The sequence below is a fragment of the Blautia sp. HCP3S3_G3 genome, from assembly GCF_052063365.1.
GTDB lineage: Bacteria > Bacillota > Clostridia > Lachnospirales > Lachnospiraceae > Blautia_A.
On record NZ_JBQHXR010000002.1, the window covers coordinates 214,163 to 232,367 of the forward strand.

General features: G+C 44.5%; 17 protein-coding genes and 1 other RNA gene. 3 read left to right on the forward strand and 15 right to left on the reverse strand.

The window, feature by feature from the left end:
• Window positions 1-11: 11 nt before the first annotated feature.
• The 6 genes from ACTNEW_RS04705 to ACTNEW_RS04730 form a co-directional block, all read right to left on the reverse strand.
• On the reverse strand, window positions 12-686 hold the full coding sequence (locus tag ACTNEW_RS04705; protein ID WP_441058498.1) for a uracil-DNA glycosylase: 675 nt from the start codon (window positions 684-686) through the stop codon (window positions 12-14).
• Between the two features lie 6 nt (window positions 687-692).
• A complete protein-coding gene (hisF, locus tag ACTNEW_RS04710) occupies window positions 693-1,475 on the reverse strand; it encodes an imidazole glycerol phosphate synthase subunit HisF (protein WP_441058500.1) in 783 nt (260 codons plus the stop codon).
• Window positions 1,476-2,096, reverse strand: coding sequence for an imidazole glycerol phosphate synthase subunit HisH (gene hisH / locus ACTNEW_RS04715; RefSeq protein ID WP_441058502.1), 621 nt, complete (start codon window positions 2,094-2,096; stop codon window positions 1,476-1,478).
• Between the two features lie 144 nt (window positions 2,097-2,240).
• Complete coding sequence (locus tag ACTNEW_RS04720; RefSeq protein WP_441058711.1) at window positions 2,241-3,761, reverse strand: ATP-binding protein; 1,521 nt, start codon at window positions 3,759-3,761, stop codon at window positions 2,241-2,243.
• A 131-nt stretch (window positions 3,762-3,892) separates the two neighbouring features.
• On the reverse strand, window positions 3,893-4,573 hold the full coding sequence (locus tag ACTNEW_RS04725) for a response regulator transcription factor (RefSeq protein ID WP_441058504.1): 681 nt from the start codon (window positions 4,571-4,573) through the stop codon (window positions 3,893-3,895).
• Between the two features lie 362 nt (window positions 4,574-4,935).
• A complete protein-coding gene (locus tag ACTNEW_RS04730) occupies window positions 4,936-7,494 on the reverse strand; it encodes an FAD-dependent oxidoreductase (protein WP_441058506.1) in 2,559 nt (852 codons plus the stop codon).
• 135 nt (window positions 7,495-7,629) lie between these two features.
• Here ACTNEW_RS04730 and ACTNEW_RS04735 point away from each other — a divergent pair, with 135 nt between their 5' ends.
• Complete coding sequence (locus ACTNEW_RS04735) at window positions 7,630-8,478, forward strand: LysR substrate-binding domain-containing protein (protein ID WP_441058508.1); 849 nt, start codon at window positions 7,630-7,632, stop codon at window positions 8,476-8,478.
• 232 nt (window positions 8,479-8,710) lie between these two features.
• On the opposite strand, the gene ssrA is transcribed toward ACTNEW_RS04735, so the two are convergent.
• The 8 genes from ssrA to ACTNEW_RS04775 all read right to left on the reverse strand — a co-directional run bounded on the left by ssrA (window position 8,711) and on the right by ACTNEW_RS04775 (window position 15,553).
• Window positions 8,711-9,059, reverse strand: a transfer-messenger RNA (tmRNA) gene (gene ssrA, locus ACTNEW_RS04740).
• Window positions 9,060-9,247: 188 nt separating this feature from the next.
• Window positions 9,248-10,630 carry an MATE family efflux transporter gene (locus tag ACTNEW_RS04745; RefSeq protein ID WP_441058510.1) on the reverse strand — a complete coding sequence of 461 codons (1,383 nt, stop codon included), beginning with the start codon at window positions 10,628-10,630 and terminating at the stop codon, window positions 9,248-9,250.
• 122 nt (window positions 10,631-10,752) lie between these two features.
• Entirely contained in the window at window positions 10,753-11,310 is a 558-nt protein-coding gene (efp, locus tag ACTNEW_RS04750) for an elongation factor P (RefSeq protein ID WP_441058512.1), read from the reverse strand.
• A gap of 62 nt (window positions 11,311-11,372) precedes the next feature.
• Complete coding sequence (locus ACTNEW_RS04755; RefSeq protein WP_441058514.1) at window positions 11,373-11,897, reverse strand: shikimate kinase; 525 nt, start codon at window positions 11,895-11,897, stop codon at window positions 11,373-11,375.
• The gene (locus ACTNEW_RS04760) at window positions 11,894-12,397 is read right to left on the reverse strand and encodes a YqeG family HAD IIIA-type phosphatase (protein WP_441058516.1); all 504 of its coding nucleotides are present in this window, start codon (window positions 12,395-12,397) and stop codon (window positions 11,894-11,896) included. The genes ACTNEW_RS04755 and ACTNEW_RS04760 overlap by 4 nt, the downstream gene beginning before the upstream one ends.
• A gap of 13 nt (window positions 12,398-12,410) precedes the next feature.
• The gene (locus tag ACTNEW_RS04765; RefSeq protein WP_441058519.1) at window positions 12,411-13,772 is read right to left on the reverse strand and encodes a citrate/2-methylcitrate synthase; all 1,362 of its coding nucleotides are present in this window, start codon (window positions 13,770-13,772) and stop codon (window positions 12,411-12,413) included.
• A gap of 104 nt (window positions 13,773-13,876) precedes the next feature.
• Window positions 13,877-14,182 (reverse strand): BMC domain-containing protein, encoded by a 306-nt coding sequence (locus ACTNEW_RS04770; protein WP_441058521.1) that lies wholly within the window; start codon window positions 14,180-14,182, stop codon window positions 13,877-13,879.
• 150 nt (window positions 14,183-14,332) lie between these two features.
• On the reverse strand, window positions 14,333-15,553 hold the full coding sequence (locus ACTNEW_RS04775) for an aminotransferase class I/II-fold pyridoxal phosphate-dependent enzyme (protein ID WP_441058523.1): 1,221 nt from the start codon (window positions 15,551-15,553) through the stop codon (window positions 14,333-14,335).
• Between the two features lie 187 nt (window positions 15,554-15,740).
• Here ACTNEW_RS04775 and gdhA point away from each other — a divergent pair, with 187 nt between their 5' ends.
• Window positions 15,741-17,075: an NADP-specific glutamate dehydrogenase gene (gdhA, locus tag ACTNEW_RS04780; protein ID WP_441058525.1), complete on the forward strand. Its 1,335-nt coding sequence runs from the start codon at window positions 15,741-15,743 to the stop codon at window positions 17,073-17,075.
• A 249-nt stretch (window positions 17,076-17,324) separates the two neighbouring features.
• On the opposite strand, the gene nrdR is transcribed toward gdhA, so the two are convergent.
• Window positions 17,325-17,777 (reverse strand): transcriptional regulator NrdR, encoded by a 453-nt coding sequence (gene nrdR, locus ACTNEW_RS04785; RefSeq protein WP_441058527.1) that lies wholly within the window; start codon window positions 17,775-17,777, stop codon window positions 17,325-17,327.
• A 145-nt stretch (window positions 17,778-17,922) separates the two neighbouring features.
• Here nrdR and ACTNEW_RS04790 point away from each other — a divergent pair, with 145 nt between their 5' ends.
• Window positions 17,923-18,186 (forward strand): YlmC/YmxH family sporulation protein, encoded by a 264-nt coding sequence (locus ACTNEW_RS04790; RefSeq protein ID WP_441058529.1) that lies wholly within the window; start codon window positions 17,923-17,925, stop codon window positions 18,184-18,186.
• Window positions 18,187-18,205: the final 19 nt, after the last annotated feature.

The following is an 18,205-nucleotide window of genomic DNA, read 5'->3' on the forward strand; positions in this document are numbered from 1 at the left end:
TCACGGTTCCTTTATACATTTTCAATCTGCCAGTCAATCGGCGTAAGTCCATTAGCTTCCAAAAATTCATTTGTCCTGCTGAAATGCCTGCATCCGAAAAATCCCCGATATGCAGACAATGGACTGGGATGAGGTGCCTCCAGAATCAGATGCTTCGGATTATGAAGCATAGACTTCTTCATCTGCGCAGGTCTTCCCCAGAGCAGATATACGATGGGACGATCCTGTTCGTCCAGCACACGGATAGCTGCATCGGTGAACTGTTCCCAGCCGATTCCTCTGTGGGAATTTGCCTGATGTGCACGTACAGTCAGCACCGTATTCAAAAGCAGCACTCCCTGACGCGCCCATTTCTCAAGGTAACCATTATTCGGAATATAGCACCCCAGATCATCATGGAGCTCCTGGTAAATATTGACCAGGGACGGCGGAATTTCCACATCCTTTTTTACGGAAAAACAAAGTCCGTGTGCCTGTCCGTCATTATGATAGGGATCCTGTCCGAGAATCACGACTTTTACCTCACTGAGCGGCGTAAAATGAAAGGCATTGAACATCTCATCCGCAGGAGGAAAAATCTTTCTGGTTTTGTATTCTTCATTAATTGTTTTGTATAATTTCGCATAATATGGCTGATGAAATTCCGGCTTTAACGCCTCCAGCCACTCTCCCGACAAAGGAGCCATTCTTTTTCACCTCATATTCTCTTCTGTTGATATACGTCGAACGGAAACTCCCCGATCTGCAAGATAATCCTTCACCTGACAGATTTCCAGTTCTTTATAATGGAACAGAGAAGCTGCCAGCGCTGCGTCTGCTCCGCCCTCGCTCAGAGCATCATAAAAATGCTCCAGAGTTCCTGCTCCTCCGGATGCGATTACCGGAATGGAAACAGCATCCGCAACTGCACGGGTCAGTTCCAGATCATAGCCGGCTTTCGTCCCATCGCAGTCCATACTGGTCAGAAGAATTTCTCCTGCACCGAGTTCCTCAGCTTGTTTTGCCCATGCAATGGCATCGATTCCTGTATCAAGGCGGCCGCCGTGCTTATAAATATTCCATCCGCCATCCTCACGTCTCTTGGCATCGATCGCAACCACTACACACTGGCTTCCGAAGATGTCTGCCGCTTCACGGATCAGTTCCGGACGGTCGATTGCGGCTGAGTTTACGGAAATTTTGTCCGCACCTTCGCGCAGAAGCCGTCTGAAATCATCAACGGTACGGATTCCTCCGCCGACAGTAAAGGGAATAAATACATTGGCAGCCACAGCACGCACCATATCCGCCACAGTGTCTCTTTCTTCACAGGAAGCTGTGATATCCAGAAAAACCAGTTCATCCGCACCTGCGGCATCATAAGCCCTGGCGATTTCCACCGGATCACCGGCATCTTTCAGATCCACAAAATTGACACCTTTTACCACACGTCCTTTATTGACATCCAGACAGGGAATGATTCTCTTGGTAAACATTCAGCAGTCCTCCTTTCCCAGCTTCGCAAAATTCTCCAGAATCTTCAGACCGTAACGGCTGCTCTTCTCCGGATGAAACTGGCAGGCAAATACATTGTCCTTTTCCACAGAAGCGTGGATACAGGTACTGTATTCCGTAACTGCCTTCACGATCTCAGGCTCTTCCGCCTCCAGATAATAGGAATGTACAAAATACACATAAGTCTGCTCCGGTATCCCCTGAAACAGTCTTCCATCATTCTGAAGATGCAGGGAATTCCATCCCATATGCGGGATCTTCAGTCCCGGACTCGGAGGGATTTTGGCAATTCTGCCTTTCAGAATTCCAAGACCTTCCACTCCCGGACTCTCTTCGCTGCTCTCAAAAAGGAGCTGAAGCCCCAGACAAATTCCAAGAAACGGTGTTTTCCTTTCTACGATTTCATTTATTACCGGTACCAGCCCATAGCTGTGAAGCTTTTCCATTGCAGTACCAAAGCTGCCGACTCCCGGAAGGATCACTTTGTCTGCGTTTAACAGAACTTCAGGATCACGGGAAACCACTGCCTGCTCTCCCAGATACTGCAATGCTTTTTCCACACTTTTTATATTACCGGCATCGTAATCAATAATTCCTATCATATGTTCACATCCTGTCACTACTTTTATTTTCTTTCCAAGTATAACGCAAAAACAGACAGTTGCAAAGTAATTTCTTTGCTTCTGCCTGTTTTTTGAGAATACGCAAAGCTTTCCAGCACCATCCCGCTGACGAAATCCAGGCATTCAACTGCAGTCCAGCGTGAACCAGAATTCCACTCCATTGTCATAATTCTGTACGCCATACTGCTGATTAAGGCCTTCTATGATTGCCTTTACAATCGATAATCCGATACCGCTTCCGCCGTATTCCCTGGTTCTCGCCTTGTCCACTTTATAGAATTTATTCCAGAGCATCGGAATATCTTCTTCGGGAATCGGTGTTCCTGTATTAAATACGGTTACTCTTACCTGTTTCTCTTCTTTCAGGACTTTAATTTCAATCTGACGGTCACCTTCCAGGTGATTCAGCGCATTGCTGGTATAATTGGTGACCACCTCTTCGATTTTAAACTCATCCGCCCATACATAGACCGGTTCCTCTGCTTCAAAAATCACTTTCGCATCTTTTTGCTGAATCATGATCTCCATACTCTGAAGGACACCGCGGATCAGAGATACGATATCAAATCGTTCCATCACTGCTGCATCTTTGCCGGACTCCAGCTGATTCAGGGTCAGCAGATTTTTTACCAGTTTATTCATCTTTGCAGATTCATCCATGATTACATCACAATAGAATTCGCGGCTTTCGGGGTCATCAGAAATATTTTCTTTCAGTCCTTCCGCATATCCCTGGATCAGAGCAATCGGGGTTTTCAGTTCATGAGAAACGTTGTCCAGAAATTCCTTACGCATCTGATCAATCTTAATCTTATCCTGAATATCCTGCTGCAGTGTGTTATTGGCAGATTTCAGTTCCGATATGGTATGCTCCAGTTCCATACACATCTTATTAAAATTATCACCCAGAATATCAATCTCATTTCCCGCACAGCTCTGATATCTTGCATCAAAATCCAGATCTGTCATCTTCTTGGAAAGCTCTGTCAACTCACTGATGGGCTTTGTAAGCTTATTCGTGAGAACCCAAATGATCACACCGCTGATCAGAATAATCACAGCCCCTACACAGAAGTAAAAATTATTGGAAAGCGACACACTTTCACGAATACTTTCCAGAGGCGTACGGATTAGAAAATAATCACCGCTGTCCAGTTCTCCCCAGCATTCCACATAATCCATACTTGCAAAACGGTCATGTATCTGCTGTACTACATAGTTTTCTTCTTCCTTCAGCACTCTCCAGGAACCCTTCTTGGAATCCCGGTCCAGATCATAGGCATAGCCAAACAGGCGGCTTCTCAGCATATCCGGATCATTTGCCACAGAGGCACGCAGAATATTATCCCTGGAGATCACCACCCAGCTGAGATTATTCCGCGAACTGAATCTGCTCAGTTCATCCGAAACCTCCAGTTCTGTATCTGTTCCATCTGTAAAAATATCTTCTGTCTCATTGGAATCATCCTCATCTGCCCCCTGTTGTATCACCTTCAGATCCTGAAGATTTTCCATGGCCTCCAGAATCACATCGGTTTTTTTGGTAATGTAGTATTTTTCCAGAAAAACCGCATTGATTACGCTGATCGCTACAATAGAAACAAATAGAAGTCCAATAAACAGTACAGCGATCTGATTTCGCATGGAATGGAGTTTTTGGGGTTTCCTGGAACTTTTTTGCCTTTCAGACTTCTTATTTTTTTCTTTTTTCTCAAATACAGACGTCTTTTCTCTTTCAGGGAACTTGTGATGCCTTTCCGGCTTTTCAGATTCTTTCATGATTCCACCTCGAATTTATAGCCCATTCCCCAGACCGTCTTGATATATTCGCCTTTTTCTCCCATTTTGCTTCTCAGTTTTTTTACATGCGTATCAATGGTTCTGGCATCCCCGAAATAATCGTAGTTCCATACAGAATTCAAGATTTTCTCTCTGGAAAGAGCGATACCTTCATTCTCCAGAAAATAGGTCAGCAGTTCAAATTCTTTAAAACTCAGTTCCATAGGCTTTCCATCTACAGTAGCCATATGAGCCGATTTGTCGATTACGATTCCTCCCGCGCTTAATTTGTCCTGTGACATATCCTGACCGGTTCGACGCAGAATTGCCTCTACACGTGCCACCAGGATCTTGGGGCTGAAAGGCTTGGAAATATATTCATCTACGCCAAGGTCAAAGCCGAGAAGTTCATCCCGTTCATCGCCTCTTGCTGTCAGCATGATGATCGGCACTTTGGAATTCTTGCGGATTTCCCGGCAGACCTGCCATCCATCCATTTTCGGCATCATGACATCCAGAATAATCAGGGCAATATCCTTCTCTTTATAAAAAATATCCATGGCTTCCTCACCGTCTCCGGCTTCCAGTACCTGGAAATTCTTTTTCGTCAGAAAGTCTTTCACCAGCTTGCGCATACGGCTTTCATCATCCACAACAAGTATTTTCAATGCATCCATGACTGCAGTTCCTCCTGTTTCTTTATTTTTGATAATTCTCTCACACCTGACTCCTACTATAGCAGAGATTTATGATACTTTTGTGAAATTGAATAAAATTCTTTATTCTTTCTGATATCGTTCATCGTTTCCCAGATTTAAATACATCCCCATTCTTTTACACGCTCCTTACTTCCCAACTGCCTTTTGTATAGTATAACAGATATTATCTCCAAATCCCACTCTTTCTTTTCCAGCTTTTTTCTATTACAGAAAAATGCAGAGCACTTTCCTGTAATAGAAAAAAAAGGCTGATGGATTACAGTTCCATCAGACTCACTGCAATCCATCAGCCCCATTTTCACAGTATTATTCTTTTCTTCCTAGCAGGTAGCGCCGCCCTGTACATTTTTGTTCAGAACCGCATTTTTATCAATATTTCCACTGATCAGTTTTTCATTCACATAATCAAATCCCAGACGTTCCACAGTATCTGCAAAACGTTCTCCGGAAATTCCCTCATCGCGGAACAGAAGAATCGCCTTTTCCACCACATTCATGACTTCTTCTTCGCTCGTAAAGATCTTTGTCAGAGACTTGCCGTGTGCAACCTTTTTGCCCCAGCGTCCGCCGATGTATACACGATAACCGTTCTGGTATTCTTCCAATGCTCCAAACGGACATCTTCCCTTGCAGCGTCCGCAGTTATTACATTCTTTCGGATCGATCTGAATCTTTCCATCCACTACTTTTGCCACTTTGATCGGGCAATTCTTCTCTACCTGGCAATTCTTGCATCCACGGCATTTCGAATAATCGATCATTGGAACTCTCTGTCCGATAATGCCAAGGTCATTCAGATCCGGTTTCACACAGTTGTTCGGACAGCCGCCCACTGCGATCTTGAATTTATGCGGAAGGGTTACTCCATGATACCCCAGATAGAAACGCTCATGAATTTTTTCACTGAGATCAAAGGTATCGATCAGACCATACTGACAGGTGGTACCCTTACAGGAAACAACCGGGCGCACAAGGCTTCCGGTACCTCCGGTAAGCAGACCGTATCCGTTCAGGAATTCAATTACCGCATCAATATGATCATATTTCACACCCTGGATTTCCATGGTCAGACGGGAAGTCATTGTCACTTCTCCGCTTCCGAATTTCTCAGCAGCTTCCGCGATGGCACGATGTTCTTCTACTGTAATACGGCCATTTCTGGTAATCACACGAACATTAAAAACATCATCAAATCGTTTATCCTGCAGGCACCCCAGACCTTTTACCCGCTTGATCTCTGCTGCACTGAGTTTGCCCTCCGTACGCGGAACTTTCACCTGATTCACCGATACACCGCCTTCCAGAACTCTGGTATTGGTATAGCCAAATGCTTTCAGACGATTCTGCAGGAAATATCCTCTCTTGCCTTTTGTACAAACAAGAAGAAGTTTTTCGTCTTTTGCAAATCCTTCCATCGGGCCTGTTACCTTGCTCAGATCCACCCATTCTGCTCCCGGAATAGAAGGAGCCGGCTGAACATCGATCACCCGGTAACCGCGTGCAGCACCTGCCGCATATTCTGCCGGAGTAAAGCTTTCCAGCTCACCTGCCAGTTTGTTTTCCAGAACCGTGCAGGCCTGAACAAATGGATGAATGGCAGTAGAAAATGGCGGTGCATAAGAATAATCCAGTGTATCAAAATCTTCTGCTTTTGCTCCCATGGAAATCCCTGTTACTGCGATATCCGTCATTTTATCCACGGCACCGGCACCAACAGTCTGAATTCCCAGTAATCTGTGGCTCTCTTTATCTGCAATCAATTTCGTCACAAAGCCGGCTGCTCCCGGATAATAATGTGCCTTGTCATCTGTTGCAACTGTTACAGTTACAGGATCAAATCCGGCTTCCTTTGCCTGAGCTTCTGTCAGACCGGTACGGCCTGCATTCAGATCCTCCGCCAGTTTTACCACACCTGTGCCAAGACATCCGCCATATGGAGTATTTCCCACGGTCACGTTTTTTGCAAGGCACCTTCCGGTAATATTAGCTGTAGATCCCATTGCAGACCACTGCGGTTTTCCAGTTATGCGGTTATAAACCTGTGCACAGTCTCCTGCCGCATAGATGTCCGGAAGATTGGTTCTCTGGTATTTATCAACCACAATGGTTCCTTTGTTCATTTCAATGCCGGAATCTTTCAAAAATCCCGTAGCCGGACGGATACCGATTGCCAGAACCACAAGCTCACCTTCAAAGGTTCCTACACTGGTACGGATTCCTGATGCTTTCTGTTCTCCCAGAATTTCTTCCAGCGCAGCGCCTGTGACAATACGCATTCCTCTCTGCTGAAGCTGACGACGCATATAATCCGCCATATCCGTATCAAAAAGATTCGGCATCACCTGGTCTGCCATATCTGCAACTGTCACCTTCAACCCTCTGGACATCAGGTTTTCTGCGATTTCCAGACCGATAAAACCACCGCCGACTACAACAGCACTTTTGCAATTGTTCTCTTCCACATAAGAGCGAAGACCGATTGCATCATCCGGTGTACGCATGGTAAACACACCGTCAAGATCTGTTCCGGCAACATCCGGTACAAAAGGAACGGCTCCGGTCGCAATGATCAGTTTATCATAACCGGTTTCTTCTCCATTGGCAAAACGGACCGTTTTCGCTGCGGCATCCACACTCACAGCTTCCATTTCAGTACGGACTTTTGCTCCTGTCAATGCGGAAAATTTCTCCGGTGTATTGACAATCAGTGCATCTCTGGATGCAATTCCTCCGCCCACATAGTAGGGCAGTCCGCATCCTGCATAAGAAATCTCTTTGCTTTTTGTATAAATACATACTTCAGCGCTTCGATCCTGACGAAGAATCTTGGCTGCTGCCTTTGTCCCTGCGGCAACGCCGCCGATAACGATACACTTCATAATGCGTTTCTCCTTTGTTTTTGTTCTGGGATTTTTTTCCTTTGCTTTATGTTGATTATATCGCCCTTTTATGATAATATCAAATTATTATTTCTTATTATTTGATAATTTATATTTATCATTATGAGGTGATTTATGTTAGACCACAGAATCGAAACTTTTATGGCGGTATGTGATGTAATGAATTACCGCAAGGCCGCAGAAATCCTGCATATTACACAGCCTGCCGTCACACAGCATATTCAGTTTCTGGAGAATGAATATGGCTGCCGGCTTTTTCTGTACGAAAACAGAAAGCTGACCAAAACTCCGGAGGCATGCCTGCTGGAGGATCATATTCGTGCGGTCCGGCAGAGAGAACTGGCTCTGCGCCAAAAACTGAAAAGCTGCGACCTGCGCGAACTCCGGATTGGTGCAACCAAGACCATCGGCGATTATGTCATTACGGATCATATCCACCAGTTTCTTTCGCAGTCGGATACTGCTCTGACTCTGATCGTGGACAATACGGAACATCTTCTAAATTTGCTGAGGGAAAATAAACTGGATTATGCCATTATTGAAGGCTATTTTGACAAAAAAAGATATGACAGCCAGCTGTACCGCAAAGAACCGTTTGTAGGAATCTGCCAAAAGACACATCCCTTTGCAGGACGTGAGGTCTGTATTAACGAGCTTCTGGACGAAACGATCATACACCGTGAAGAAGGCTCCGGCACCCGTGCTATCCTGGAAGAGAAACTGATGGGCTATAATGAATCTCTGATGCGCTTTCACCGGCACATCTGTATTTCCAGCTTCAAGCTGATCCTGGATCTGGTAAAAGCCGGCTATGGTGTTTCTTTTGTCTATGACATTCTGGCGGAAAGCGACCCTGACATTGCCACTTTCACCATTCAGGGAGAACCGATTATCCGTGAATTCAATATTGTATATCTGAAGCACGCAGACGTCCAGGAGAAAATCAACTGGTTTCTGGTGTGATCCACTCTATCTGGAAAGACGGTCAGCGAAACTGATGGTTGTTTAGAGCAGATGATGCCAGAGCCTGTTTAAAAATTTCTTTCCTGCACAGACGGAACACGGATTCCCCATCATTCATTGTAATAAGCGCAAAAAAATCCGAACTCATCGAGTTCGGATTTTGCAGCTTTTACCCCATAAGCGGAACCAAACGCACAGAATCCGAACTCGATGAGTTCGGATTCTGCATAATAAGTGGACCTGAGGGGAATCGAACCCCTGTCCGAAAGCCTATCCCTTGCGGCATCTCCCATCACAGTCGCTGTTTTAACATTCCCTCGGCTGTACGCCCACCGACAGGCTTACAGCTTCAGTAGCTTCATGATACATCTGCCGGGGCAAAGCTTACCCGACAAGGTTTCTCACATAGTCGACGCCAGATTCCTGATGTGTGAGTGCATCAGGACTGACGAGCAGCGCTTAGGCTGCTAACGCGTAATTTTCGTTAGCGTTTATATTTAGTTTCCCGGTTGGTACGCAGTCCAGGAGTCTGCGGATGGCTTCCTCAACTTCAAAGCCCCCGTCGAAACCAGTACAAGCCCTGATTTACGGCCGGCACATGAAAGCTGTACCTCTTACATCAGATTCAAAGAAGTTCCATCAGATACCCTGTGAACCAATGTATGATTCATTATATGCAAATTGCCCCTTTATTGTCAAGGGGCAATTTCATGATTATCCTTTACTGAAACAATCCTGTAAAATAACTTTTCCGCATTCTTTCATATTGCTAATTTTTTTCATCCTGATCAAACAGGTTGTCTCTCGTAATATTCCGGATCCATTTACCACTCTTATAACGTTTGATCACCCACGGCCATTTCACAAATTCATCCGTACAAAGCAGGAAATAAACCACCATCACCGGAAGCTTAAAGACAAACGCTGCCAGAAATCCCAACGGTACAGCATAACACCACATATCGATCGTATCACAGATCAGCCCGAATCTGCTGTCCCCACCGGCACGGAAGACACCGGCAATCAGCGTTGTATTCACCGCCGTACCCATAATATAATAGACATTAATCAGCAGCATATACTTCAGATAATGCAGGGCCTGTGCAGAAAGATCTGCATATTTCAGCACAAAGGGAGTAACCGCCAGAACAATCAGACCGCCGATTGCTCCGGTAAACACGGTCAGCCTGACCACTTCACTGGCCTCTTTTCGTGCTTTTTCCAGTTTGTTTTCTCCAAGTACATTCCCCAGAAGGATCCCGCCTGCACTAGCCACTCCGAAGCAGAGAATCGTTCCGAAATTGCGCACCACAACAACGAAAGAATTTGCAGCAACCGCATCTGTACCCAGATGTCCCAGAATGACCGAGTACATGGAAAAAGCCACACTCCAGCTCACATCATTCCCCACTGCCGGCAATGCCAGACGGACAAAATCCGAAAACAGCTGCTTATTCCGTATAAACATATAGCGGAAATCCAGTTTGATATCTTTGCTCAGAGCAGAAACCACCATACACGCCAGAAGTTCCACAAATCTGGAAACAGAAGTGGCAATCGCGACACCGGTTGCTCCCATCTTCGGTGCACCGAACAGTCCGAAAATAAATACTGCATTCAAAAGAATATTCAGCGAAAATGCCAGTACATTCATAGCCGTACTGATGGTCACACGGCCGATACTCCGCAGAACAGACAGATACGCTTCAATAATTCCCCAGCAGATATAGCACACACTGACACACCGAAGATAAGAAGCTCCTATCTCGATCAGTTCCCTGTCATTGGTAAAAATATGCATCATCTGTTCCGGCAGAAACAGCGCCATCAATCCAAACAGCATGGAAATACTAAGAGTAAACCGCATAACGATTCCTTCCACTGCCTGAATCGCACGCATATCTCCTTTGCCGTAATACTGGGCGCAAAGCATCGTAGCCCCCGTACCCAGCCCATAAAGTACCATAAACAGTACACTGGCATACTGAGAAGCCAGTGAAACAGCAGAAATGGAAGACTGTCCCACATAGTTCAGCATCACTACGTCTGCAGAACTGACTGCTGCACTCAACAGATTCTGAATCACAATCGGCAGAACCAGTTTAAAAATACGCCTGTAAAAATCCCTGTTTTCCTTTACTTCTTTAAACAACAACCCTCATCCTCACACATCTGCCAGAAAGGCTTTTTGTGTCACGGAAAACACATCACATTTTCCATGACACAAAAAACTGCCACCGGCAATACCGATGGCAGTGGATTCTTCAATCAACATTATACACGAGACAGATATTCACCTGTTCTGGTATCGATTTTCAGCTTATCACCCTGGTTAACAAACAGAGGAACCTGAACCTGTGCGCCTGTTTCAACAGTAGCCGGTTTGGTAGCACCCTGTGCAGTATTTCCTGCAAAACCAGGTTCTGTCTCAGTTACTTCCAGTTCTACGAATAATGGCGGCTCAATAGCAAATACATTTCCGTTATGGGAACAGATTTTAACCATTTCGTTCTCTTTTACAAATTTCAGAGAATCACCAACCTGCTCTGCAGTAAGACCAACCTGATCAAATGTCTCTACGTTCATGAAGTAATATAATTCACCATCATTATAAAGATACTGCATATCCACACGTTCAATACGAGCCTGCGGGAATTTTTCAGTCGGACGGAAAGATTTTTCCAGTACAGATCCTGTAATGATATTTTTATATTTGGTTCTGACAAATGCTGCACCTTTTCCTGGTTTTACATGCTGAAATTCTACAATCTGGCAAACATTGCCGTCAATCTCAAGTGTGATGCCGTTTTTGAAATCACCTGCTGAAATCATAATAATATTTCCTCCTTATTGTGCTTCACTATCAACTATTCTATAATACCTATCGAGTTTTTTCAACTATTTTTTTCGAATGCTTCCAATTTTTCCTTAATTTCCTCAATTAAAGCTTCAAAAGGCTTCACTCCTGTGATCACTTCAATATCCGCATACTTCGCATAGACCGGATCACGCTGTTTCAGAAGTTTTTTGATCTTATCTTCTCTGTCGTCTCCCTCCAGAAGCGGATTATTGCTTCCGGCCTCCAGTCGTTTCTTCAGCGTCTCCAGAGAGCCTTTCAGATAAATGATCGTTCCCAGATCCTTAAGGTATTTCTGGTTTTGTTCCTGTATGGGAAGTCCGGAACCGAGGGAAATCACCTTTCGCTCCTTATCATTGGTCAGTTCCTTAATTACCAGTGTTTCCAGTGCACGATAATACGGTTCCCCGAATCTCTGAAAAATTTCACTGATTGTCAGATTCATTTTCTTAGTGACAACTCTGTCCACATCAATAAACGGCAGACCGTATTCCTGTGCCAGACGTTTTCCCACTCTCGTTTTTCCTGAACCCATAAATCCGATAATTACAATATGGTTCATGAATTCCTTTCCTCCTTCTGGTAAAAATATAGTACGATTTTTTCCAGATATCGTTTCAGAACGATCTGGATCTCTTCCTTCGGATCGATCGGCTTCACAAGAATATTGCGGATTCCCGCCCTCTTCGCTCCATAAATATCCGTAAAAAGCTGGTCGCCGATAAAAATCGTATTGCCGGTGTCTGTTCCCAGAAGCTCCATGGCTTTGAGATAATTGCGCACCGACGGTTTATGAGCATTCTCAATAAAACGTTCCCCAACCGAATCGTTAAAAGAAGACACTCGTCCAATTTTATTGTTGGAAATAAAACAGCTTTTGAAGCCCAGTTCTTTCAGATGGGCAAACAGAGCAATGGCTCTGTCATCCGCAGGTGCTCCATGGGGAACAAGTGTATTGTCAATATCAAAGAGCAGACCCCGGTACCCTTCCCGGTACAATTTGTCAAAATCGATTTCATAAGTCGAATCCCGGTATTCATCCGGAAAAAAACATCGAAACATGTATTTCCCGCCTTTATCGCTCGTGAAGCGGCACATACTGCGCTGCCTCAAGCACATTTTTGTATGCCGGACGAATGATCTTATCCGTATTGATCAGTTCCTCCATACGGTGGGCGCTCCATCCGACAATTCTTGCCACTGCAAACATCGGTGTATACAGTTCCAGCGGAAGATCAAGCATACTGTATACAAAACCGCTGTAAAAGTCCACATTGGCACTGACGCCCTTATAGATCCGTCTTTCTTCCGCGATCACCTCCGGAGCCATTCGCTCCACCATGGAATACAGACGGTAATCTTTCATCCTGCCCTTTTCCTCGGCAAGTTTTTCTACAAATCCCTTCAGAACTTCGGCACGGGGATCAGATACGGAATAAATCGCATGTCCCATTCCATAAATCAGACCTCTTCTGTCAAAGGCTTCCTTGTGAAGAAGGCGTTTCAGATAATCTCTCACTTCTTCCTCGTCCTCAGGGTCTTTCACTTCTTTCTTCATATCCTGGAACATGCTGACTACCTTAATATTCGCACCGCCATGCTTCGGTCCCTTCAGAGACCCAAGTGCAGCAGCAACAGCAGAATAGGTATCTGTACCGGAAGAAGATACCACATGTGTCGTAAACGTAGAGTTATTGCCTCCGCCATGCTCCATATGAAGAATCAGGGCCAGATCCAGGATCTTCGCCTCCAGATCCGTATACTTCTTATCCGGGCGAAGCATTCTCAGGATATTCTCGGCTGTAGATAATTCCCTTTTCGGATTGTGAATATATAAACTCTTGCCTCTGATGTAATGATTATAAGCCTGATATCCATATACAGACAGCAATGGAAATACGCTGATCAGATTCAGGCACTGCCGCAAAACATTCGGCAGAGAAATATCATCCGGATTGGTATCATAAGAATACAAGGTAAGCACACTTCTGGAAAGAGCATTCATAATATCCTTACTTGGTGCCTTCATCACAACATCACGGACAAAATTAGTTGGCAGCGAGCGCTGGTTAGCCAGCAGTTTCTTAAAATTATTCAATTCCTCTTCGTTCGGCAGTTCTCCGAACAAAAGAAGATACGTCGTTTCTTCAAATCCGAAGCGATGATCTCTCACGAAACCGCCTGTCAGGTCTTTGATATCGTAACCTCTGTAAGAAAGACTTCCCGCACACGGAACTTCTTTTCCGTCTACCATGCTGGTCGCTTTCACATTCGATACCTGAGTTAATCCGGCAAGAACGCCTTTACCATTAATGTCACGCAGTCCACGTTTCACATCGTACTTTCCGTAGAGAGACACATCCATACTGGTATGACCCGTACAAATATCTGTGAGTCTCTCGATTTCTGGTGTTACTTTTGTGTTGAATCTTGTCATATTTTATAATACCCCTTTCATTCTCTCAGCTTTACCGATCAGTTTCCCTCCTCATTCCCAGAATTTTGATTCGTTTTTTATTATAACACGAAATCCCGCCGTTGTCAGCACAGTTCTTTTTTTATTCTCTGTACTGCTGCATCTACTGCAGAAACATCCCCCATAATCCCAAGACATGTCATATGCTGTGGACAGCTTCCCGGAATTTCAAAAACTTCCACACTGGATGTTTTTTGTGCAAGGTCACTGACATAGATCATATCGCACACATCTCCATGTATAAGTGCCAGCGCCGTACGTTCGGAAAAAATTTCTTCCAGATTTTTCTTTTTTACTCTGCCGAGAATGATTTCTTTTGTCCCTTCGGAAACTGTCTTCATCACTCGGATCTTCATTTCATGTGCTGCCATGTTATTTCCTCCATTCATATTTTTTAAGGTTATTCAAACAGGCCGCGTCCCCATCCGAAACAGCAAAAATAAAAAAGTAGTGCTTATCAACTGGATTTACGTGATAAACACTACTCGTTACTCTTATTTTTTTATGTCATTCAGTTGTCTTTATCTTCCCTGTCTGTAGGTACTCAGGAACTCTGCCAGTTTTTTCGTTGCTTTTTCCAGCTGCAGAACATTCGGCAGATAAACAACACGGAAGTGATCCGGATGCTGCCAGTTGAATCCCTTGCCCGGTACCAAGAGAACCTGTTTCTCATGAAGGAAATCCAGCGCAAACTGCTCATCATCCGTAATGTTGAATTTCTCCGTATCGATCTTCGGGAAAATATAAAAAGCTGCTTTCGGTTTCACAGCTGTGATTCCCGGAATATCAGTCAGGGCTTTGTAAATAAAATCTCTCTGCTCATAAATACGTCCGCCCGGCTGGATATATTCATTCACACTCTGATATCCGCCAAGGGCCGTCTGTACAATAGACTGCGCCGGTACATTGGAGCAAAGACGCATGGAAGAAAGCATCTTAATTCCTTCTATGTATCCTTTTGCCCTGTCTTTGGCTCCGCTTAAGATCATCCATCCGATACGGAAACCGGCGATCATATGAGATTTGGACAATCCGGAAAAGGTTACACAGAAAACATCCGGTGCCAGTGAAGCAATGGATGTATGTTCATACCCATCCATGACAAGACGGTCATAAATCTCATCAGAAAAAATGATCAGTTCATGTTCTCTGGCAATCTGGACAATCTGCTCCAGTACTTCTTTGGGATATACCGCTCCTGTAGGGTTATTGGGATTGATAATAACAATTGCCTTGGTTCTGTCTGTGATCTTACTGCGGATATCATCCATATCCGGATACCATTCCGACTGTTCATCGCAGACATAATGCACTGCCTTGCCTCCTGCCAGTGTTGCTGTTGCTGTCCAGAGAGGATAGTCCGGAGAAGGAATCAGAATTTCATCCCCGTTATTCAGAAGCGCCTGCATACACAGATTAATCAGCTCACTGACTCCATTTCCTGTATAAATATCATTCATGGTCACATTTGGAATCTTTTTCAGCTGAGAATACTGCATGATCGCTTTTCTCGCGGAAAAAATACCCTTGGAATCGGAATAGCCCTGAGAAGTACGGATATTGCTCAGCATATCCAGAATGACTTCCTGCGGCGCGGAAAAACCGAACGGGTAAGGATTTCCGATATTCAGTTTCAGAATCTCCATACCGTCTTCTTCCATTCTGCTGGCTTCATCAACCACTGGACCCCGCACATCGTACAGTACATTATCAAGTTTTGAAGATTTTTCAAATGTTCGCATTACTCTAATCACTCCTCATCTTATGGATCTGTCTCACAGATACCATTTGTATTCTTAATATAATCTCACATTTACGGATATTACGCAAGCGAAAAAAAAATTTATTCTCACTCTTTTCATTTGTATCACTTTAGTGTATAATAACATCGATTTATTTGTTATTCAAATGGATGAGGAGGAAATTACAATGTCTTACACAGAAGAAGTCTACGAGAGAGTCGTAGCACAGAACCCGGGTGAACCGGAATTCCATCAGGCAGTTAAGGAAGTCCTGGATTCCCTGAAAGTCGTAATCGACAGAAACGAAGAGGAATACCGCAGACTTTCCATCCTGGAACGTCTTGTTGAGCCGGAAAGAATCATCTCTTTCCGCGTACCGTGGGTAGATGACAAGGGTGTTGTTCAGGTCAACAAAGGATACCGTATCCAGTTCAACAGCGCAATCGGACCATACAAGGGAGGACTTCGTTTCCATCCGTCCGTTAACCAGAGCATCTTGAAATTCCTCGGTTTCGAGCAGATTTTCAAAAATTCTCTGACAGGTCTTCCGATCGGCGGCGGCAAAGGTGGTTCCAACTTTGACCCGAAAGGCAAATCCGACAGAGAAGTTATGGCATTCTGCCAGAGCTTTATGACAGAGCTTTGCAAATACATCGGTGCTGATACAGACGTACCTGCTGGTGATATCGGTGTCGGCGGCCGTGAGATCGGCTATCTGTTCGGACAGTACAAGAAAATCCGCGGTCTTTACGAAGGTGTCCTTACTGGAAAAGGACTTACCTATGGCGGTTCTCTTGTTCGTACACAGGCTACCGGATATGGTGTGGTTTACATGCTCAATGAAATCATGAAGGCACACAACGATTCTCCGGAAGGCAAGACTGCCATCGTAACCGGTTCCGGCAACGTTGCTATTTACGCAGTAGAAAAACTTACTCAGCTTGGCGCTAAAGTAGTTGCCATGTGTGACTCCAACGGATTCATCCATGATCCGGACGGCATCAAACTGGATATCGTAAAAGATATCAAAGAAGTAAAACGCGGACGTATCAAAGAATACGCAGACCGTGTAGAAAGCGCTACTTATACAGACGGTCTCGGCATCTGGAATATCAAATGTGATGTTTATCTGCCATGTGCTACTCAGAATGAACTTGGTCTTGACGGTGCAAAAACACTGGTTGCAAACGGATGTAAATATATTGTGGAAGGTGCCAACATGCCTACTACTCTGGAAGCAACCAATTATGTTATGGAAAACGGCGTTCTTTTCATGCCTGGCAAAGCTGCCAATGCAGGCGGTGTAGCTACTTCCGCTCTTGAAATGAGCCAGAACTCCATGAGAATTTCCTGGAGTGCAGAAGAAGTGGATGAAAAACTTCACACAATCATGAAAGACATCTTCAGAAAAGTGGATGATGCCGCAAGACGTTACGATATGGAAGAAAACTATGTAGTCGGCGCAAACATTGCCGGATTTGAAAAAGTTGTCGATGCTATGAAAGCACAGGGAATCGTTTAATTCCTGTCTTCTTAAATCATCAGACAAAATTTCTTAATGCAGTAACAGGATTCTTTCCTGTTACTGCTGCACAGAAAAAAGTGTCCACCTGAGACCAGAGCATGTTTGAAAACTGCTCTGGTTCCCGGATGGGCACTTTTCTTTGCCATTATGCCGTTACTTTCAACTTCCTCGCCAGATAGTATTCTGCATTTCAAAAACGGAAGAAGAACCGGATTCTCCTCTGTTCTTTCCGACAATCATCCATCTTTATGGTTCCATAAATTTCTTCAGTTCATCCATAAATGTGCTGACATCTTTAAACTCTCTGTATACAGAAGCAAATCGTACATATGCCACCGCATCCAGATCCTTGAGATGTTCCATAACCACTTCGCCGATTCTTGTACTTGGAATTTCCCGTTCTTCCGTATTAAAAATTTCCCCTTCAATGGAATCCATCATGATTTCGATTTTCTCAATCGGAATCGGTCTCTTATAGCACGCACGCAAAATCCCCGCCTGAAGTTTCGCTCTGTCGTACTGCTCTCTGTTCTGATCTTTTTTGATCACACTCAGCGGAATCGTCTCCACTTTTTCATATGTGGTAAAACGTTTGCCGCAGGCATCACACATTCTTCTTCTCCGGATAGAGTTCGTATCTTCTACCGGTCTGGAATCCACAACCTTGGTATTTTCCTGATTACAAAACGGACATTTCACTGCATTTTCCTCCCCTGCTCATGCATGTAATCCTTCATCATTTTCTGCCGATATTATACTTTATTTTTCCGTTTTATGTCAATAAAAGTGCGGGTATAATGCCGTTTTTTTCTGCATAAATAAATAAAAAAGCTCAGGTTTTCTCATGCGTGTATGTGATCTGAAGCAAAAGGAAATTATCAATACCTGTACCTGCCGCAGTCTGGGATGTCCGGCAGATGTGGAATTCGACTGCAAAACCGGATGTCTCACCGCGCTTATCGTTCCAGGTCCAGGAAAATTCTGCAGCCTGTTCGCAAGAGAAAGCGAATTCATCATCCCCTGGGAATGTATCTGTCAGATTGGTGAGGATATCATTCTCGTCAATATCACAGAAGAAAAATGCTTCCACAAGGAGCACTCCGGATGAACTTTGTCCCATCGCCGGC

Excerpts from the sequence above, each read along its gene's own strand:
- ACTNEW_RS04705 (WP_441058498.1), bottom strand. The coding sequence starts at position 686 with ATGGCTCCTTTGTCGGGAGAGTGGCTGGAGGCGTTAAAGCCGGAATTT.
- hisF (WP_441058500.1), bottom strand. The coding sequence starts at position 1,475 with ATGTTTACCAAGAGAATCATTCCCTGTCTGGATGTCAATAAAGGACGT.
- hisH (WP_441058502.1), bottom strand. The coding sequence starts at position 2,096 with ATGATAGGAATTATTGATTACGATGCCGGTAATATAAAAAGTGTGGAA.
- ACTNEW_RS04720 (WP_441058711.1), bottom strand. The coding sequence starts at position 3,761 with ATGCGAAATCAGATCGCTGTACTGTTTATTGGACTTCTATTTGTTTCT.
- ACTNEW_RS04725 (WP_441058504.1), bottom strand. The coding sequence starts at position 4,573 with ATGGATGCATTGAAAATACTTGTTGTGGATGATGAAAGCCGTATGCGC.
- ACTNEW_RS04730 (WP_441058506.1), bottom strand. The coding sequence starts at position 7,494 with ATGAAGTGTATCGTTATCGGCGGCGTTGCCGCAGGGACAAAGGCAGCA.
- ACTNEW_RS04735 (WP_441058508.1), top strand. The coding sequence starts at position 7,630 with ATGTTAGACCACAGAATCGAAACTTTTATGGCGGTATGTGATGTAATG.
- efp (WP_441058512.1), bottom strand. The coding sequence starts at position 11,310 with ATGATTTCAGCAGGTGATTTCAAAAACGGCATCACACTTGAGATTGAC.
- ACTNEW_RS04755 (WP_441058514.1), bottom strand. The coding sequence starts at position 11,897 with ATGAACCATATTGTAATTATCGGATTTATGGGTTCAGGAAAAACGAGA.
- ACTNEW_RS04760 (WP_441058516.1), bottom strand. The coding sequence starts at position 12,397 with ATGTTTCGATGTTTTTTTCCGGATGAATACCGGGATTCGACTTATGAA.
- ACTNEW_RS04765 (WP_441058519.1), bottom strand. The coding sequence starts at position 13,772 with ATGACAAGATTCAACACAAAAGTAACACCAGAAATCGAGAGACTCACA.
- ACTNEW_RS04770 (WP_441058521.1), bottom strand. The coding sequence starts at position 14,182 with ATGGCAGCACATGAAATGAAGATCCGAGTGATGAAGACAGTTTCCGAA.
- ACTNEW_RS04775 (WP_441058523.1), bottom strand. The coding sequence starts at position 15,553 with ATGCGAACATTTGAAAAATCTTCAAAACTTGATAATGTACTGTACGAT.
- gdhA (WP_441058525.1), top strand. The coding sequence starts at position 15,741 with ATGTCTTACACAGAAGAAGTCTACGAGAGAGTCGTAGCACAGAACCCG.
- ACTNEW_RS04790 (WP_441058529.1), top strand. The coding sequence starts at position 17,923 with ATGCGTGTATGTGATCTGAAGCAAAAGGAAATTATCAATACCTGTACC.